Consider the following 19,214-nt stretch of genomic DNA (forward strand, 5'->3'; position numbering starts at 1 on the left):
GGTTTTAGATCGGGATTTTAATTATGATCAGTTACTTAGCTAAACATAAGCAAAAATAAAATCTAGAAGAGCATACCGCCCATTAAGCGGGCAGTACGCTCTCTGGCTTTATTTTTTAATTATGCTGAACTACTTAGCAATTTAAAAGAATTTAGTTATCATTTAATAATTAGCTACGGTAGTTTCAAGAGAAATTAGATGATTGCAGAAGATCTGAGAGCAGGCGGAGATTATAGCAACCAAGATTTGTCGAATCTAGATCTAAGTTATAGAAATTTAGAAGGTGTAAATCTGGACGGTGCAACTTTAGAAAATACAAATCTACGGCGTGCAAATCTTACTGGTGCTAGTCTAATTGGAGCTAAATTACTTAATGTTCGCCTTGGAGGAACCAGACTTTATGGTGCGAATTTATCCCAGGCCCAATTGTCAGGGAATTGGATGAAAAGTGCCAATTTAGAAAATGCTGATTGTCGCAATGCTGACTTTAGTAAGGTTACTTTGACAGGAGCGAATCTTCGCAGAGCAAATTTCTGTAATGCGATCTTGAATGAAGCTCTATTGAATCGTGCCGATTTGCAAGAGGCAGATCTACACAATGCCAAGATGAAGAATGTCAACTTGCGCAATGCAGTTTTAATTAAGGGGAATTTAAGTGGAGCAAATTTAACCAAGGCGAATCTCAATGCTGCCGATCTTAGTGAAGCCAATCTTCAGAGCGCTATTTTCCAGTTTGCATCTCTGAATGGAGCGAAATTAGTCAATGCCAACCTTGATAGCGCCAATTTAAAATTCGCAGAACTATATGCTGCCAATTTAGGCTTTGCCAGCCTCAGAGGAGCAACCCTAGCTTCAGCAAAGCTAATTCGAGTACAGTTAAGATGCTCGGACTTAAGTGAAGCTAATCTCAATAACATTAATTTAAGTGGAGCAGACTTAAATCGGTGTAACCTCAAAAAGGTTAATTTGAGCAATGCCCACCTTGATAGCGCTGACTTTCATAGCTCTGATTTAAGCGATACAAATCTATGTAATTCCGATTTATGCCGTGCAAATTTGATCTATGCCAATCTCTATAAGGCGGATTTGAGTAATGCAAGGATTATTGGGGCAAATCTCAGCTTTGCTAACCTCACACAGACAAAGTTAATTGGCACTAACCTCACAGGTTCAAAATTAATTTTGGCGAATCTCCAAGAAGCTAGTCTACCGAATGCCCAGTTAATTCGGGTAAGTATGGGTGATGCGAATCTGCGAAACTGCAATCTATCCCATGCCGATCTCAGTCGCGTATATCTGAGTAATGCCGATATGAGCTATGTGAATTTGACCAGTGCCGAGTTGCATGGCGCAAATCTCTTACGGGTGGACTTAAACAACGCCAATTTAAACCATGCAGGTATGAGTCGGACTTTTTTAACTAGCGTTGATTTCACTGAAGCTAATTTGAGTTATGTCGATCTGCGATCTTCCGAACTCACTGAAGTTAATTGGGATCGAGCGGTTCTAAGCTCTGCTTTACTTGGAGGCAGTATCGGGCTATCTCCAGACGAAGAGAAAAATTTAATCGCCATTGGTGCAACTCGCGTTGCCAGTTCCGTATATCAAGACAAAGAGGAAGAAAATCGTCGCAAGTTAGAAGGATTTAGGGCAAATTTTGAAGAGCGAATTTTAGATGTCATGGATGTGATTCGTCAGCTCCAAGCCAATATTTTATTGTTAGAAGAAAGTGTGGAAGAATTGATTAATGTGGATAAGTTGGATGATTCTCAAAGTTTACTTGCATTCATCAAGCTTGCTAGAGATATCCATGCCAAATATACCCAAAAAGTAGAAAATCACAAGTTAGAAGTGATTGAGAATCTCGATAGTGGCAAAATGTATGACTGGATAGAAGCTGATTTTAAGCAGGAGTACGATGATACCCATCAGGGCATTATGGATGTAGATCGATTTGCGCGAGTAGTTCAGACTGTATGGAAAGGCATATCACGTTTTATTCCATTAGCTACTTAGCTTGCGACTACTCCCTTGCCAGTCAAGAAATAGCATTTCGGGGCGAAGCTAGGACATAAAACCCAAAATAGTGTTGCCACGCTCCGCGTAGCAACACTATTCTGGCGACAGCTATATGCTCAAGCGGCGATCGCTACTTGAGCAAGATTCCAGCGCTTGGTTGCTTCAGCAATCCGTTGTCCAAAATATTCTGCGGTTAAGCGATCGCCAGAATCGAGAATAGCTTCTCCGCCAGTCATACTCATGATAGTTTGTCCCATAATGCCAAGGAAAGACCCCAATCGATTCACACCATCAGTTTTGCCTAGGTATTGACTGGGTAAATCCCCCGCGCCTACCCACACCATACCCTGTTGCGCCGCATAGATGGATAAATATATTAGAGTTCCTTGCTTATCGCCACTGAGAGAACCCGAATGGGTGAATCCAGCGGCAATTTTATCTTTCCATTTTCGAGAGAACCAAGCAGAACTACTAGCATCTAAAAAGGCTTTGAATTGCGCAGCTACACCACCCATATAGGTTGGCGAGCCAAAAACGATCGCATCGGCACGATCGAGCTTTTCCATAATTTCGTCATCTTGCCAACGTCCATTAGTAATTTGCTCTCCTTTAATCCGCAGCAGTTCGACATGATTACCAGTTTTGCGAACTCCCTCAGCGATCGCCTCAGCAGTTAAGTGAGTATGTCCCGAACCAGAAAAATAAACAATGGCGATTGATGGCATGGAACCCTCCTTGAGTTACCTATTCGAGCTACAATTAGACACTTATAGATACTAAAAGTAACTACCTACTAAAGTAAAGTAGGTACTAAATTGTAACTAGTAGTAACTTTCTGGTAACTAGCTATGGCACAGCGATCGCGAGAACCCAATCCTTGTCCCGTCAGCATTTTGACAAACTTATTGTCAGGACCTTGGACTCTGTATATTTTGTGGGTGCTATCCAATTTAGGTCCCCAGAGGTTTGGCGCTTTGAAGCGGCAAATTGATGGTATTTCCACCAAAATGTTAACTGAACGTCTGCGGATGCTCGAGCAGGAAGAAATTTTATATCGCCACTACGAACCCACAGTTCCTCCTCAAGTAACCTATGGATTAACCGAAAAAGCCAAGGAACTCGTAGTTATTTTGGATCAATTAAACGGGTTGGCTCAACGTTGGTATGGACAAGAAAAGTCCACTACTTGTTATCCTCAAGCCCAAAATAGTAGCGTTACGCAGCAGTTCAGCATCGTTAAAAACCAAGACCGAAACGAGCTTACCGCCGATTGGACTTTACACTCTTAACTACCCAAAGATGAGTGGCGGCGCGAAGCGCCGCCACTCATCTTTGAGGTTTTATCTTTGCTGTGCTGCATTAAGGTTACTGATACTTAGCTGCTTAGCTAGCTGCTTAATAATTCTCCAGTTTCTTGCAATGAATGGAGGCGATGGTAGATTCCTCCTTGGGCTAGAAGCTGATGATGGGAACCAAATTCCACGACTCGACCTTTATCTAAAACAACGATCTTATCGGCATCGCGAACGGTGCTAAGACGATGGGCAATCACGATGGTCGTACGGGTTCCTTGAATCCGTCGCATCGCTAGCTGAATCGATCGCTCCGATTCATAATCCAGACTAGAAGTGGCTTCATCAAATATCAGCACATCGGGATTAACCAGTAAAGCTCTGGCAATGCCCAGTCTCTGACGCTGACCGCCCGATAGACGCACGCCACGCTCACCCACAATAGTGTTATAGCCAAGGGGAAACTGATGCAAAAATTCATCTACACTGGCGATCGCACAGGCTTCTTGAACTTGGGCGAAGGTAGCGGTCGGATTGCCATACATGAGGTTATCCATTAGCGTTCCGTTAAAGATATCCACTTCTTGATGCACGATCGCTAAGCGTTTGCGATAGCCCGTAATATCCAGATCCTTAATGTCTCGACCATCAATGAAAATACCGCCACTGATTGGCTCAAAGTAGCGGAATAATAGCTTGACCAAAGTGGATTTACCCGAACCAGAGCGACCAACGAGGGCAACCGTTTCATAGGGCTCAATGATGAATTGGACTTTTTCCAATACATGGCGTTGGCGATCGTAGCCAAAGGTCAGATCACGAAATTCTACTTTGCCCGAAAATTGATATTGCGGATATTGCATTCCCGATGGCAAAGCGATCGCCGAATCTTGACCATTGGACTGCTTCATGAACTCGTGAAACCGAAGCATCGAGGAGTAGCGACGGGCAAAGACCTCTGCCAGCAAGCAAATCGGCTTGATTTCGGAATATGCCATACTTGCCAAGGTCGAGATGGTAATGAAATGCCCGATGGACATCTTGCCCCCAAAGGTGGCAAACAATGCCGCTCCAAACACCACATATTGACAAGCCTCCAGCACGGTATCGCGCACCATTCCCAGCTTTACATAGCCGATGTGAATCCCCCACAGCGAGACTTTTGCCTCCCTGACAAGGCGATCGCTTTGTCGTTTGTATTCCTTAGATTCATTGGCAAACGCCTTCACGGTTTTGATATTAGTAATGATTTCCGAAGTACGACTTTCCGTATTTTCTTGATAAATATCAAGGGTTTCTTCCGTCTTCACTAATCCCTTCAGCTTTTGCAAACTTCCCCAGAGAATCAAAATGAATGAAACTAAAAAGAAAGCAGAAATCCACCAAGCGATCGCGCAAATAATAGCGAAAATGCCAAGGATTCGGACTAATTTAGGAATCAATTGCCCCGCAATCTCAGGGTAAGACCACATATGGTTGGCGAGTCCCCTTGCGACTCGACCTGCGATCCTTCCTGCATTATTCTCATCATAAAATTCAATGGGCAAGGTCAAGATTTTGGCGATCGCCTTTTGCGTCTGATCGCGTCGAGTTTCAAGGGCTATTTGCCAATGGAAGTTATTGGCAACCCATACCTGTATCGGCGCGCGCACCACCGTTACGACAAAAATTAACCCCAATAAAATTATTAATGCGATGGTTTGACTAACTGGCTGTCTCAATACTGTCGCGACAGCGGCGACGAGATAATACATTTCGCTATCTAGATCGCGCCCTGACAAGACATTCAGGATTTGTCCGACAGTATAGGGAACGGTCAAATCGATAATTTCAAATAAACTGGAACCTGTAATGCTCCAGATTGCAGTTTTTTGATAGCGTTTAAAGTAACGAACGATGTCCCAAAAATTAGCTGTCATGCTCCGTAACCAAAATAGAAAAGATAAGTCCTCAAATGAAGCACTGACCTATTGCTAGCCTAACAGATATAACAATGCTTGAGTTAGAAACCCCAAAGATGAGTGGCGGCGCGAAGCGCCGCCACTCATCTTTGGGGTTTTATACCAAGTTAAGAAATGGCTACGCCATTTCTTACAGCAATTATCGATCAAACGAACCACAAAGGAATTTTTGAAAGCGTTGCTTTGCAACGCTTTCAAAAATTCCTTTGATTTGGGTTTGAGCACAATGCGCTGTAACTTGGTATAAACTTAAAACCTAGAACAGCGTACCGCCCGCGTAGTGGGTAGTACGCTCTTCGCTGAACTACTTATTTCAATTGTTGATGTGATCTACCTTTCTAAAAACCCACGACAAATTGCTTAAACGGTTCTCGGAACTGCCAAATCATTAAGCTCGTCAATCTTGGCATATCAGGAATTATGCAGGCAGTAGAGAAGCACATGAGATCGAGAGCAATCACCTTAAGCATTCTATCAGCATTATTAATCAGCATCCCCAGTTTCAGCAAAGCCGCCAATGCCGCCCCCAAGGATTTTGAGCCTGAAGAAAAAATTACAATGGAAGTCTATCGTGCCGCAAATCCTGCGGTAGTGACGATCAAAACCTCAACTAGTACAGGTTCGGGTAGCATTATGACCCCTGATGGCTTAGTAATTACCAATGAACATGTAATTCGCGATGCCAAGAACGGTAATGTCCGTATCATCAATAGCGAAGGTAAAACCTATAGCGGACAGGTAGTAACCACCGATCGCAAAAACGATCTCGCCTTAGTCAAAATTGCCTCTAGCGATCGCTTTCCTTCTCTATCCTTTGCCGATCGCGACAGTATTTTAGTAGGAGAAAAAGTATTTGCGATCGGTAGCCCCTTCGGTCTATCGGGAACGCTGACAACGGGCATTCTCAGCCGTATCGCTGCCGATGGCGATCTCCAAACCGATGCTAGACTCAATCCTGGCAATTCAGGTGGTCCCTTGCTTAATTCACGGGGAGAAATCATCGGGGTCAACAAAGCAATTCTCAGCCCTGACGGTCGTTCCAATACGGGCATTGGCTTTGCGATTAGCGCCCCTATTGCCAAGGAATTCATGACGCGCAGTGCCGCTATAGCTCAGCCAAACAAGATCGCCAGTCTTCCCAGTGCATCAAGCCCGACTCCAGCAATTACTCTACCCACATCTCCCACATCTCCCACCAAAACAGGCGATCGCAAACAGTTAGGAGTAATTCTCAATCCTAACAGTCTCACTGTTTATGCAGTTAATCCTAACTCTCTTGCCAGTCGCATGGGATTACAACGTGGCGATCGCCTGATTGGACTAAATGGCGCACCTCTTAGCGATGCGAAGCAAATCGTGGATTATCTTGCCCAAAATCCATCTTCCGCACTTTTGAGCGTAGCCAGAAATACAGGAATTACCAATTATCAAATCAAATTTTAGGCGATCGCCTCTCTCTTAAATAGCTAGGCGCAATTAAACATAAAACCCCAAAACCTGTAGCGCACGCGCAGCGTGCGCTACAGGTTTTGATTCTGGGTTTTAATTATCCCCAGCTACTTATAGCAACGTAAAGTTCGCTTAGGACATAAAACCCAAAAGATGAGTGGCGGAGCAAAGCTCCGCCACTCATCTTTTTGTGAATTACTCAGACTTTCCACAATATTGCCAAAGCGTTTGTTGCAGCTCTAACCCTCGATTGCCAGTAGCCGTTAAAGTTGGTACTGCCGCTTGCACAGCTCCATAGTCCCCCTGCGACTGATCGCGTTTGACTCTCACTAACTGCCCCTCCATCTCTTTAGCAAACTGTAAATATTTTTCTTGTAAAGATTTAAGCTGACTGTCAGCTAGTTGCAAATTGATTAAATCCTGTTTGAGATCGCTGGTATAACGTAAGGCTACACTCAAATCTGTCGTTCCCATTGCCCCCGAAGCTTTATCTGTTATTATCGTAAAGAGCTTACATTCAGAAGCTTTATCGCCCTTATCCAGAGATTTTTGATAATTTTCCATAGAAATCTCGATAGGGGAATGAGTTTTAGAGCTATTGTCCGCAAAACCCCGATCAGCAATCATCCCCCATCCAATCGCGAGAATAGATAGAGAGAGCAAAGAGAGCAAATTTTGAGCAAGATTTTTTTGAATTTGAAGCATATTTTTAAGACTATTGCTTAAACCTATATAGCAATCCTAACTAAGTAGCTGGGCATAAATAAAACCCAGAATCAAAACCTGTAGCGCACGCTGCGCGTGCGCTACAGGTTTTGGGATTTTATATTTAATTACATCTAGCTACTTATAGACATAGTAAATCATTTATGGGGGAGACTTTTTAAACTTATTTTATACGCTTTGAATTCACAAATCATACTCAACTAAGAATAATTTGTGATCACGATAGTCAACCTAACTTCTATTAGAAAATAAAACCCCTAAAGCCTACCAAACAAGATTTATAGCAATTTTTAGCATTCAAATTCTTTCAAAATAAATTCAAAATACACATAAATCATATAATCATGAAATTTAATCGATTCAAGATAAATTATTTGCAAGTGGCATGGAAAATATCGGTTTCAACTATACTAAGAAAGCCCTCTAAAAGTCCTCTGTGGTGTGTAAGAATTTAATGAATTTCAAGATTTATTCGGCTTTTTTAGTTGCATCTTCTATCTTGAGTCCCTTGTTAGACATAGGGTTCATTGATAATCGAGCCTTGGCTTTGGAATCCAACCAAACCTTACATGGGAACCAGACGATCGCATCTTCCCTTAATCATTCCGATCCCAATTCATTAAATTCTCAGCTCATCGAACCCAGCGATCGCATTCCCGATTACTTAGCTCCCACCGAACCGAACCTGAATTTTGCCCCGATAAATGCCCCAATAAATGCCCCGATAAATGCCCCAATAAATAACCTGATAAATACCTCGGTTAACTCAGTATCACAACTTTCAGATATCAAAACTACTGACTGGGCATTTACAGCCCTGCAAAGTTTAGTAGAGCGCTATGGCTGTATAGCAGGCTATCCCGACCAAAGCTATCGTGGTAAACAAGCGATCGCCCGCTACGAATTTGCGGCGGGTTTAAATGCCTGTTTAGATAAAATTAATGAGATTCTAAGTGCGGGGCTAGCCGATAAAATCAGTCAAGCCGATCTAGCGACACTCAAAAAACTTCAAGCAGAATTTGCCACAGAACTCTCAATGCTAAGAGGGAAAGTGGAGACTCTTGAAACTAAAAGCAATCAGATAGCAGCCCAACAATTTTCCCCAACCACAAAATTAAATATTCTCAGTTCCTTTAATCTTAGTAGTGCTTTTAGTAGTGGCAATATTCTTGCAGAAGGATTGCCCATAGCTGGTAGTATCCCCGTGGCGCGATTTGCGGCGCGTAACCCCATCACAGGAAGTCCCATAGTGGGAACGATTACGGGGAACCCCAACAATACCCTCAGTTATTCTAACTATCTACTTCTCACATCTTCGTTTACAGGAAGTGATAGTCTCAATCTAATTTTAGCCATGGGTAATGGGAATCCGCCCTCAAGTTTTTATAGCTCGGCTGGATTTTCCAGCACTTTTGGAGTTCCCTATGCCGATTCCAATCCAGTTTTACCTTCAGCCCCAAATACTGTAGGGTTATTTGAGTTTTTCTATAGTTTCCCAATTAATGATAATTTAAGGTTACAGGTTGGACCACGCATTCTTCCTTTCCGTCAGTTTGATGTCAATCGATTTACATCCGTAATTAATGGCGCTGGCGGATTAAACTCCTATCAGAGTCCCCTTGCCAATAATGGATTATCGGGAGCAGGAGCCATTCTGAATTGGCGCATGTCCGAGCAATTGTTACTAAAAGCGGGCTACCTTGCTCGTAACGATAGCTCTTTTACTTACTTTACCGATAGTGCCAGTAACCCCAATCGCGGTTTATTTGGTGGCTCTAATCAAATCCTCACCGAACTCACCTACTCACCGAGCGATGCGCTCAATTTACGATTTCTTTATAGCCGCACCTACAACCAAGCCCCTCCTGCGGCTCCATTGGGTCAACCTAATTTTCCATTCTTCTTGACCTATTCCGCGCGAGGAGTTGTGGATGATGGATTTGGCGGTAGATTACAGGACAGTACGGGCGATAACTTTGTCTTTAACTTTGACTGGCTCCTCAATAAATCTTTGGGTTTATTTGGGCGCTATTCCTATAGTAGTTTTCGGATTGCGCCCGTCAACTTAGCGATCGCAGGGGGAAATGTGAATTTGCAAGCCTTCCAGTTTGGGTTAGCCTTTCCCGATCTAGGGAAGGAAGGAGCTTTAGGAACAATTTCCCTATCCATTCCTTTTCAGGTGCTTTCGGGACGCAATTTCCTCGTTGCTGGTAATGGCGATGGTGGCACTCAATATGATTTGGAACTAACCTATTCCTATCCCATTCAGAAATTTATCACCCTCACGCCTTCGCTATTTGCCACCTTTAATGCCAATAATTTTAGTAGTAACCCCACAATTTGGGGAGCAGTATTGCGCACACAGTTTTTATTCTAGATCCGAAATTTCTAATTCAAGACGGAGTAAAGATAATGCTCGATAATGCCATTTGGTCGAGAGATATTACGAATAAACCCCTACCGCCCCTAGTTACAGGACTTCCATTTTTAGGCAGTAGTTTAGAACTAAGCAGCAATAGTCTCAATTTCTTTGTGAAGAGCTATCATGATGTAGGCGAAATTTTTCGGATTAGAGCTGCTCATCGGCGATTTACAGTCTTGGCAGGTTCTGAAGCCAATCAGTTTGTCAACCAAACTGGGGCAGATTTCCTCAGCAGTAAAGATTTTTGGCAAGATTTCGCGAAGGAGTTGGGGACTGAAGAATTACTGATTAGCTTAGATGGCGATCGCCATCAACAGATGCGCCGACTTTTGCAATCAGGCTACTCGCGCAATGCCATCATTCATGCTTTTCCTGAAACAATTCAAGTAATCACCAATCTGACCGACCGAGTAGAATCGGGACAAAGACTCCAAGTTTTGCCCTTCTTGCAACAAATCATTTGCGAACAATTGGGGATGTTACTAGCGGATTATTCGCCTTCGGACTACTGTGCCGATCTAGTTAAATTTTTAAAGACTGCCTTAAATGTAATGGTGACCAAGCAATGGCCGTCATTTTTGTTATACCAACCTTCCTACCGACGGGCAAAACAGAGGGTAATTGAACTAGCAAGGCTCGCGATCGCCAAAAATCGCGATCGCACAAGTCAACGCGATCGCCCTAACTTAATCGACGATCTAATTGCTGATTCCCAAAAAGCGCAGCCAATGCTATCAGAAGCGGAATTAATTGCAGCAGCGATTGGTCCCTACCTAGCGGGTCTAGATACGGTGGCAAATACCTGTGCCTTCATGCTTTACGCCTTACTCAAGAATCCTGAAGCCATGGCAAAAGTACAACAGGAAGTTGATCTCCTCTTTCAGAATGGCCTCCCCAAAGCCGAACAGTTACGCGGCATGAGCGCTTTGCATGGGGCAGCCATGGAAACCCTGCGGATGTATCCCGTCGCTGCCGCCATTCAAAGAACGGCGATCGCCCCTTTCACTTTTAAAGGCTTTCGCGTCGATCGCGGTACAACTTTAATCATTGCAACCACAGTTCCCCATTTCCTACCGCAGTTTTTCCCCAATCCTGAGGTCTTCGATATTGATCGCTTTCATCCACCCCGCAGCGAACATAAACAAAATGGAGCCTTTGCCCCCTTTGGGGCGGGTACTCATCTATGTCTGGGCAATGGTTTAGCCGAAGTCCAAATCATGTTGACGATGGCAACCCTATTACATCAGCTGGAATTTTCGTTAGAATCTCCCAATTATCAAATCCAAGCTATCAACAATCCGACTCTGTCACCGAGAAATAGGTTTTACTTGCAAGTCCAAAGACGAAAATAGGAGCAAACCGATTGTGATTGAGATTTCTGGCTATCAGATTAATTCATTAATTTATGAAGGTTCCCAATCTGTAGTTTACAGAGGCTATCGTCATGACGATCTCCAACCCGTTATCTTAAAAATACTCAAACTCAATTACCCCACCCCCGAAGAAATCGTTCGCTACAAATTAGAATACGAAATCTGCAATCGCCTCAGAGATATTGAGGGAGTGATTAAGACCTATGGCTTTACCAAATATAAACAGTTTCGGTATATCACCTTTGAGGATTTCGGAGGCGAGTCTCTCTGTATCTTGAATACATCGCGCCGATTTAAATTGACAGAGATTTTAGCGATCGCCGCCCAAGTTGCAGGGATCCTCAGCGAAATCCATGCCGCCAATGTAATTCACAAAGATATCAATCCCACTAATATCGTTTTTAATCCAAGAACCGATCGCGTCAAAATCATCGATTTTGGCATTTCTAATATTTTATCGCGGGAAAGTCCGCAACTTTGCAATCTTAGTCTCCTCGAAGGGACTCTTGCCTATATATCCCCTGAGCAAACGGGCAGGATGAATCGTCCCCTCGATTACCGTAGTGATCTGTATTCTTTGGGAGTGACTCTCTATGAATTACTGACCAATCAACTTCCATTTATCTCTGAAGACCCCAGTGAGATCGTCCATTGCCATATTGCCAAGTTAGCTACCCCACCCCACCTATTCAATCCAGAGATTCCCCTCATGGTTTCAGATCTGGTCATGAAGCTCTTAGCCAAAAATGCCGAAGAACGCTATCAAAGCGCTCTAGGGCTGAAGGAAGATTTAATTCTCTGTAAAAAACTTTTAGAGGATCGTGGCGTAATTAATGGATTCTCCCTAGGCGAGCATGATGTATCGGATAAGTTTCAAATTTCTCAGAAGCTTTATGGAAGAGAAGAGGACATTTGGTTGCTATTGGCAGCCTTTGAATGTGTGAGTATTGGTCGCTCAGAAGTAATGATTGTCAAGGGAGAAGCAGGTATTGGCAAGTCAGTACTCGTCTCTGAGATTCATAAACCCATTGCCCAAAAGCGGGGCTACTTCATATCAGGAAAATTCGATCAATTTCAGCAAAATATTCCCTATAGCGCCTTTGTTAGTGCCTTTCACGAACTAGTCAAGCAGCTATTAACGGAAAGCGAACGTCAGCTCCAGCAATGGCGCGAAAGCCTCCTTGCCGCTCTCGGAGAAAATGGGCAAATTATTATTGATATCATCCCAGAGATGGAATTGATAATTGGTAAACAACCATCGGTATTAGAACTTTCACCCGCCGAAGCCCAAAATCGTTTCAATATGGTTTTTCAGAATTTCGTGCGCGTCTTTACCCGTCCCAGTCATCCACTCGTGATTTTTTTAGATGATATTCAATGGGCAGATGCCGCGTCTCTCCAGCTTTTACAATTACTCATTACCTCCAATGATAGTCGATTCCTCTTCTTTATCGGAGCTTATCGTAGTAATGAAGTAGATGCGGTACATCCTTTAAATTTCACTCTTCATCAGATTGCCGCCCATGGGACACCATTAAACGAGATCGAACTACTACCCCTCAGTCGGGCGGATGTCTATAGTTTGGTCGCGGACACGCTGAAATGCGATCGCCTTACCATTGTTCCTTTATCCGAACTCGTTCTCCAAAAGACCAACGGGAATCCCTTTTTTATTAACGAATTTTTAAAATCACTCTATGAAGAAGGTTTAATCAATTTCGATTTAGAAAAAGGCTCTTGGCAATGGGATTTAATTAAAATTCAGAACGCAGGATTTACAAATAATGTCATCGATCTGATGTTAGGTAAAATCCAGAAACTATCTACCGATTCCCAAAAGACCCTCCAGATTGCCGCCTGTATAGGCAATTATTTTGATTCACAAACCTTAGCAAGTGCCGCCGATCGTGAGCATCGATGGGTTACCGAAGATCTTTTACCCGTATTATCAGAGGGTTTAGTTTTACCGTTAACAAATAATTATCAGTTTTTTAGCGTTGATGATGATCACGATCTGACCAAAAATTTTGTAGTGGAGTACAAGTTCCTCCACGATCGCGTGCAGCAAGCCGCCTATGCCCTCATTCCTGAATCAGAAAAGCAAGTTACCCATCTCAAGATCGGTCGCCAATTACATAAAAAAGCCAAGGAGGATGAACTCGAAAATAGAAATGCGATCGAAGAGAAAATTTTTCAGATTGCGAACCATTTAAATATGGGAATGAGCTTGATTGAGGATAATTTAGAACGACTCGAACTTGCTAAATTAAATTTATTGGCAGGCAAAAAAGCTAAGGATTCCAATGCCTATACTGATGCCCACAAGTATCTTGCAACTGGGATCACCTTACTTCCAACTCAGACTTGGGAAAACCACTATCAACTCACTTTATCCCTCTACCATAACGCCGCCGAAGCAGCATATTTAAATACCGATTGCGATGAATGCCACCGCCTAGTTGATCGAATTACGGAAAATGCGCGACATATTCTCGATACAGTTGCTTCTTATAAAATCAAGCTTGAAGCCTATACCTCACAACAGAAATTTCATGAGGTATCCACAACGGTTACCTATATCCTCACGCGTTTGGGAGAATCCTTTCCTACTTCGCCCAATGAGTTGCAGGTAGGGCTCGAAGCATTGCTGACTGAATTTAATGCTCGTCGCAAAAGGATCGATAACTGGTGGGATTTACCCACCATGACCGACCCCTACAAGTTGGCAGTATTAGACATTATTACCACTCTCACCGCCGCCACGATCAATTTAAATCCCCTGCTTATCGGCATGGTAATTCTCCGTGTTGTGAACTTGACTTTACAATATGGAATTGCCCCCAATGGCATAATTCAAGGAGCCGCCTATGGATTAATTCGTTGGGTAGTGTTTCAGGATATCGAAGGCAGCTATCGCGTTGGTCTCGTGAGCTTGCAATTGATCGAGAAACATCATATTCGGCGTGGCGCGGTATTGACGATTGTTGCCTTTGAGTCTTGTCTGAGACATTGGAAAGAACATTTACGCGAATCCTTGCCCAGTCTGCAAAGGGCAATCCAACTCGGCATTGAACTAGGGGAATATAGCGCCACTGGCTTTTGCGTCTTAGCCTATTGCCTCAATCGTTTTTTCATGGGAGATTCCCTTACTTCGGTAATCCAAGGTTTTCAAGACTACCGAATTTTCTTAGTTCAAAAAATTAAGCAGTCCTATATAGTCGAGCAAATCCAAGCCGTACACCAACTATGTCTTAATCTTGCAGGTTTTGGCGAGCATACACCATTTCTCATTGGCGAAGCATTTAATGAAATAGAACTTCTACCGATCTTTTTAGATAACAAAAATGGTATTCCTATTTACTATACCTATACGGCTAAGGGAATATCCCATTATTTGTTTGAGGACTACAAAACGGCGATCGATGCTTTTCAACAAGCCATCCCCTATGCCCGCTCCGTTGTCAGCGCCTATCCAGTCACCAATCATAATCTGTATCAATCCCTTGCCTGTCTGGGCTTATGTCGGCATTTACCCAAACAGTCCCGCCGTAATTATCTCCAACAGGTCGCTCAAAACCAGAAAAAAATGCGCCGATGGGCAAAATACTGTCCGATCAACTTCCAGCATAAATACGATCTAGTGGAAGCTGAGCGCATGGCTGTAGGTGGGCAACAACTCAAAGCCATGGAGTACTACGATCGCGCCATCATCGGAGCCAGAAATAATGAATATATTCAAGAAGAAGCTTTAGCCAACGAACTGGCTGGTAAATTTTATCTGCAAATACATAAAGAAAAAGTTGCCCAAGCTTATTTTCTGGATGCGATTTCCTGCTATCAAAGTTGGGGGGCAACCGCAAAAGTAAAGCATTTAGAAAAAAGCTATCTGAAGCCAGAATCTAATAGTTTCGGCTCGCTCAAATCAAAAATTGCTTTTCTTAGCGATCTTTCCACCAGAGATGCGAGTTTAACGAGTACGACCAGTAAATTGATGAGGCTCGACTTAGCTTCGGTTGTGAAAACTTTCCAAGTTCTGTCTGATGAGATCGACTTAGAAAATCTCTTAGCCAAACTAATGAAACTTTTGATCGAAAATGCTGGCGCTCAGGTCGGGTATTTGATTTTGGAGAATGATGGAAATTTTGAAATTGAGGCTTCGGGGAATGCGGAGAACAATCAAATTGAAGTCCTCCGATCGCAAACAATGGACAAGGTTGTGCCTACATCTATCATCAACTATGTCGTGCGGACTCTAGAAAGTATTGTCTTGGGCAATGCCACACAGGAAGGAATGTTTACGAGCGATCGCTACGTTGAAGCCAAACAGCTAAAATCAGTCCTATGCATTCCGCTCCTAAATCAGGGAGAACTAGCTGGTATCCTCTATATGGAAAATGCACTGGTAGCCGATGTCTTTACCGCCGATCGCCTTGAAGTGCTAACCCTGTTATCTAGCCAAGCGGCGATCTCCATCAACAATGCCCGTTTATACACCAATCTCAAACGCTTTAACGAAAATTTAGAACAACTAGTCAGCGATCGCACCCAAGAATTATCACAGGCTCTGAAAAACCTTCAAGCTACTCAGAACGAACTGGTTGCCTCCGAAAAAATGGCAGCCTTAGGAAAACTAGTTGCGGGGGTAGCCCATGAAATCAATACCCCGATTGGTATTGGTGTGACAGCAGCCTCCTTAGTCGTTGATAAAATCCAAGAGATGACAATAGCTTTTAAGAATGGAACGATGAAACGCTCAGATTTAGAAAAATTTATGGATACCGTGCAAAAAAGTAGTGCAATCGTCCTATCAAACCTAAATCGAGCTTCCGAATTAATTCAAAGTTTTAAGCAAGTAGCCGTCGATCAGTCAAGCGAAACCAGACGTTCTTTTAATATTAAAGAATATCTGGAAGAGATTTTACTTAATCTACAACCCAAGCTCAAACGCACCAATATTAATGTTCGTATTGATTGTGAGGATAATATTATTCTTGATAGCTATCCTGGCATGATTTCCCAAATAGTGACCAATCTAGTTATGAATTCCTTAATTCATGCCTACGATCCCGATGACAAAGGAATTATCATCTTTACGATTTCTAAAATTGAAGATCGCCTATTATTTGAGTTTAGTGATAATGGCAAGGGTATTGCCAATGACAATCTAGGCAAAATCTTCGATCCATTTTATACAACTAAACGAGGACAAGGGGGGAGCGGCTTAGGGCTTCACATAGTTTTCAATATCATCACCCAAAAACTACAAGGAAATATTACTTGCAAAAGTCAAGTTGGTGTTGGGACAAAGTTTCTGATTCAAATCCCAATTTGTCTATAGTTTGGTATAATTTCAAAGGTTGAAATAAGCAGTAGTTCAAGGAAATTCTTCTAGAATAAAATCGAAGTATTTTCCATTTAGTATATAGAATTTGGATATCTTCTATGATTGATACCGATCCAATAATTGCAGATATTCTAGAATTTGCTGATGAAACTGATGATAATTCATCCCATGACTGCGGCTTTTGGAAAATCTTAATCGTCGATGACGAAAGTGAAATTCATAGTATTACGCAACTATCTTTAGAAGATTTCATTTTTGATCATAAAAAATTGCAATTCCTGAATGCCTATTCAGGAATTGAAGCCCGTCAATTAATATCCGCACATCCTGATGTGGCTGTCATCTTGCTGGATGTCATTATGGAATCTGACGATGCAGGTTTAGTAACCGCCAAATATATTCGCGAAACCTTGCAAAATCGAGCCATGCGAATCGTTTTACGAACGGGGCAGGCTGGACTAGTTCCAGAAAGACAGGTAATTATCGATTATGACATTGACGATTATAAGACTAAGACAGAGTTCACTTCCCATAGGCTTTTCACAACAATTATTACGGCTTTACGCTCCTATCGCTCCTATACAGAGTTAGAATTGCTAAATTGTCAGCTCGAACAACGCGTAGAAGCTCGAACGATCGAATTACAAGCAGAAATTGAACGGCGCAAAAAAGTCGAAATTGCGCTTAAAGAAGCTAATCAAAAACTGGAGTCTTTAGTAAATATTGATGGTTTAACCATGGTCGCAAACCGTCGCTGCTTTGATAATCGGCTAACGGAGGAATGGGCTTGGCTAGCAAGACAGCGTCAATGGCTCTCATTAATTCTCTTCGATCTAGATTTCTTTAAACTCTATAATGACTTTTACGGGCATCTGGCGGGGGATAGCTGTCTTACGGAGGTAGCCCAAGCGATTTATAAGAAAGTAACCCGTGCTGGGGATCTTGTTGCTCGTTATGGTGGTGAAGAATTCGCAATCCTCCTTCCCAACACTAATTTAGATGGCGCAATTGTAGTCACCCAGAGGATTCAGCAGACAATTCAAGATTTAGCCATTCCCCATCAGCCCTCTAGGGTGAAACCGACGGTCACCATTAGTATCGGGATTTCTGCAATGCTACCAACCCCTGAAATCGCTCACCATAAATTAATCGAACAGGCCGATCAAGCTCTATACAGAGCCAAACAGCAGGGGCGCGATCGCTACTGTACTCATCTCGAAGTATCTAAGTAATACCAAATCACAAAATGGCTACGCCATTTTGTGATTTTAAAACCCACATTCCGCTCTTATTTTACTGAAAAAAGTATTTAGAAAACAAATCCTTATACAGTAAGTGTTTTGAGCTTCACCAGCAAAAATATCACTATCTTAATACTTCAAATAGTGATGCACTAATAGGAATTAATATCATTAATTTTTTCAAAAATCACTGAAACCCTTATTGTCTCGTTTTAAATATTTTTAGGCTTCCATTACGAGCGGAATGTGGGTTAAAACCTTACTGGGTTTGGTTTTCAATTAACAAAAGTGTAGCCACACTTTTGTTAATTGGTATAAAACCCAAGACCAGAGAGAGTACCGCCCGCGTAGCGGGCGGTACTCTCTCTGGTCTTGGGTTTTAGTGAGTTTCCACATCAATCTCTCGCAAAAATTTAGCACTATCCTCTGGAATAGCAGTATTAATATACATCCCGCTACCCAACTCAAACCCCGCAACCTGAGAGACTCGCGGCACGATCGCTAAATACCAATGGAAGTAGTCAGACTGCTTATCATCCGTTGGTGAAGAGCGAATTATGTAATTGTAAGCAGGATTATTTAAACCATAAAAAAGCTTCGCCAGAGTTGTCTTTAGCATATAGGCAAGATCTTCTAATTCGATATCAGTAATCGCCCCAAAGGAAGAAGTATGGCGGCGCGGAAATATCCATAGATGAAATGGAGAAAGCGCCGCATAGGGAATAAATGCCACAAAATGGGCGCTCTCTAGGACGATCCGCTCTTGAGATTGCAGTTCATCTCTGAGGGTATGGCAAAACAAACATTCCCCCATGTCATCAAAATAACTCGCTGCTTCCATCATTCGACAACGGATTTGCGAGGGTACAACTGGCGTGGCTGCGATTTGCGAATGGGGATGTTCTAAGGATGTACCTGCACTTTCACCATGATTTTTAAAAATAATGATACTTTCAATCCGTTGATCACGACGAATCACGTCATAGCGCTGACGGTATGCTTTCAGGATATTAACGACATCCCTCGTTTCCATGAGAGCAATCGTGGCATTGTGATGCGGATGTTCGATGAGCACTTCGTGGTAACCGACACCTGTCATAGAACGATGAATCCCTTCATTATGACGAATGCGATCGCCGATCGGAGAGAGGGCGGGATATTTATTGGGGATAATCCTAACTCGCCAACCATGCTCGTTCTCTATACGCAAATATTCGATCTCCGAGGGATTCTCGTTACCCTTACAGAAAGGACAACTATGTCTATAAATCGGTAACTCAGGTGGGAGCTCATCCTGCGATCGCGCAAATTCATGGGGACGTTTGGATCTTTCGGTCGCAAAGATTACCCAGTCTTTAGTAATTACATTTTGGCGAAGGTGGGACAT

11 protein-coding genes are annotated in these 19,214 nt (G+C 42.8%); 7 read left to right on the plus strand and 4 right to left on the minus strand.

All coding sequences use genetic code 11. The annotated features are described in order from the left end of the window. Window positions 1-198: 198 nt before the first annotated feature. On the plus strand, window positions 199-2,016 hold the full coding sequence (locus tag PseudUWO310_RS14260) for a pentapeptide repeat-containing protein (protein WP_142602366.1): 1,818 nt from the start codon (window positions 199-201) through the stop codon (window positions 2,014-2,016). 119 nt (window positions 2,017-2,135) lie between these two features. Here PseudUWO310_RS14260 and PseudUWO310_RS14265 read toward each other — a convergent pair whose 3' ends face one another. Beyond that, a complete protein-coding gene (locus tag PseudUWO310_RS14265; RefSeq protein WP_142602368.1) occupies window positions 2,136-2,744 on the minus strand; it encodes a flavodoxin family protein in 609 nt (202 codons plus the stop codon). A gap of 123 nt (window positions 2,745-2,867) precedes the next feature. Here PseudUWO310_RS14265 and PseudUWO310_RS14270 point away from each other — a divergent pair, with 123 nt between their 5' ends. Further along, window positions 2,868-3,308, plus strand: a complete 441-nt coding sequence (locus tag PseudUWO310_RS14270; RefSeq protein ID WP_142602370.1) for a winged helix-turn-helix transcriptional regulator — start codon at window positions 2,868-2,870, stop codon at window positions 3,306-3,308. Between the two features lie 98 nt (window positions 3,309-3,406). Here the strand turns inward: PseudUWO310_RS14270 and PseudUWO310_RS14275 are convergent, their stop codons facing one another. Then, window positions 3,407-5,230, minus strand: coding sequence for an ABC transporter ATP-binding protein (locus tag PseudUWO310_RS14275; RefSeq protein ID WP_142602372.1), 1,824 nt, complete (start codon window positions 5,228-5,230; stop codon window positions 3,407-3,409). Between the two features lie 462 nt (window positions 5,231-5,692). On the opposite strand from PseudUWO310_RS14275, the gene PseudUWO310_RS14280 reads away from it, so the two are divergent. Then, on the plus strand, window positions 5,693-6,715 hold the full coding sequence (locus tag PseudUWO310_RS14280) for a S1C family serine protease (protein WP_223805670.1): 1,023 nt from the start codon (window positions 5,693-5,695) through the stop codon (window positions 6,713-6,715). A gap of 201 nt (window positions 6,716-6,916) precedes the next feature. Here PseudUWO310_RS14280 and PseudUWO310_RS14285 read toward each other — a convergent pair whose 3' ends face one another. Next, on the minus strand, window positions 6,917-7,426 hold the full coding sequence (locus PseudUWO310_RS14285; protein ID WP_142602376.1) for a hypothetical protein: 510 nt from the start codon (window positions 7,424-7,426) through the stop codon (window positions 6,917-6,919). A 475-nt stretch (window positions 7,427-7,901) separates the two neighbouring features. Here PseudUWO310_RS14285 and PseudUWO310_RS14290 point away from each other — a divergent pair, with 475 nt between their 5' ends. The 4 genes from PseudUWO310_RS14290 (at window position 7,902) to PseudUWO310_RS14305 (ending at window position 17,818) form a co-directional block, all read left to right on the plus strand. Beyond that, the gene (locus tag PseudUWO310_RS14290) at window positions 7,902-9,824 is read left to right on the plus strand and encodes an iron uptake porin (protein WP_142602378.1); all 1,923 of its coding nucleotides are present in this window, start codon (window positions 7,902-7,904) and stop codon (window positions 9,822-9,824) included. A gap of 35 nt (window positions 9,825-9,859) precedes the next feature. Further along, window positions 9,860-11,221 carry a cytochrome P450 gene (locus PseudUWO310_RS14295; protein WP_142602380.1) on the plus strand — a complete coding sequence of 454 codons (1,362 nt, stop codon included), beginning with the start codon at window positions 9,860-9,862 and terminating at the stop codon, window positions 11,219-11,221. A gap of 13 nt (window positions 11,222-11,234) precedes the next feature. Then, the gene (locus PseudUWO310_RS14300; RefSeq protein WP_223805671.1) at window positions 11,235-16,580 is read left to right on the plus strand and encodes an ATP-binding sensor histidine kinase; all 5,346 of its coding nucleotides are present in this window, start codon (window positions 11,235-11,237) and stop codon (window positions 16,578-16,580) included. 104 nt (window positions 16,581-16,684) lie between these two features. Then, complete coding sequence (locus PseudUWO310_RS14305) at window positions 16,685-17,818, plus strand: diguanylate cyclase (protein WP_142602385.1); 1,134 nt, start codon at window positions 16,685-16,687, stop codon at window positions 17,816-17,818. 388 nt (window positions 17,819-18,206) lie between these two features. On the opposite strand, the gene galT is transcribed toward PseudUWO310_RS14305, so the two are convergent. Further along, entirely contained in the window at window positions 18,207-19,214 is a 1,008-nt protein-coding gene (gene galT, locus PseudUWO310_RS14310; protein WP_142602388.1) for a galactose-1-phosphate uridylyltransferase, read from the minus strand.

The sequence above is a fragment of the Pseudanabaena sp. UWO310 genome, from assembly GCF_006861605.1.
Taxonomy (GTDB): domain Bacteria; phylum Cyanobacteriota; class Cyanobacteriia; order Pseudanabaenales; family Pseudanabaenaceae; genus Pseudanabaena.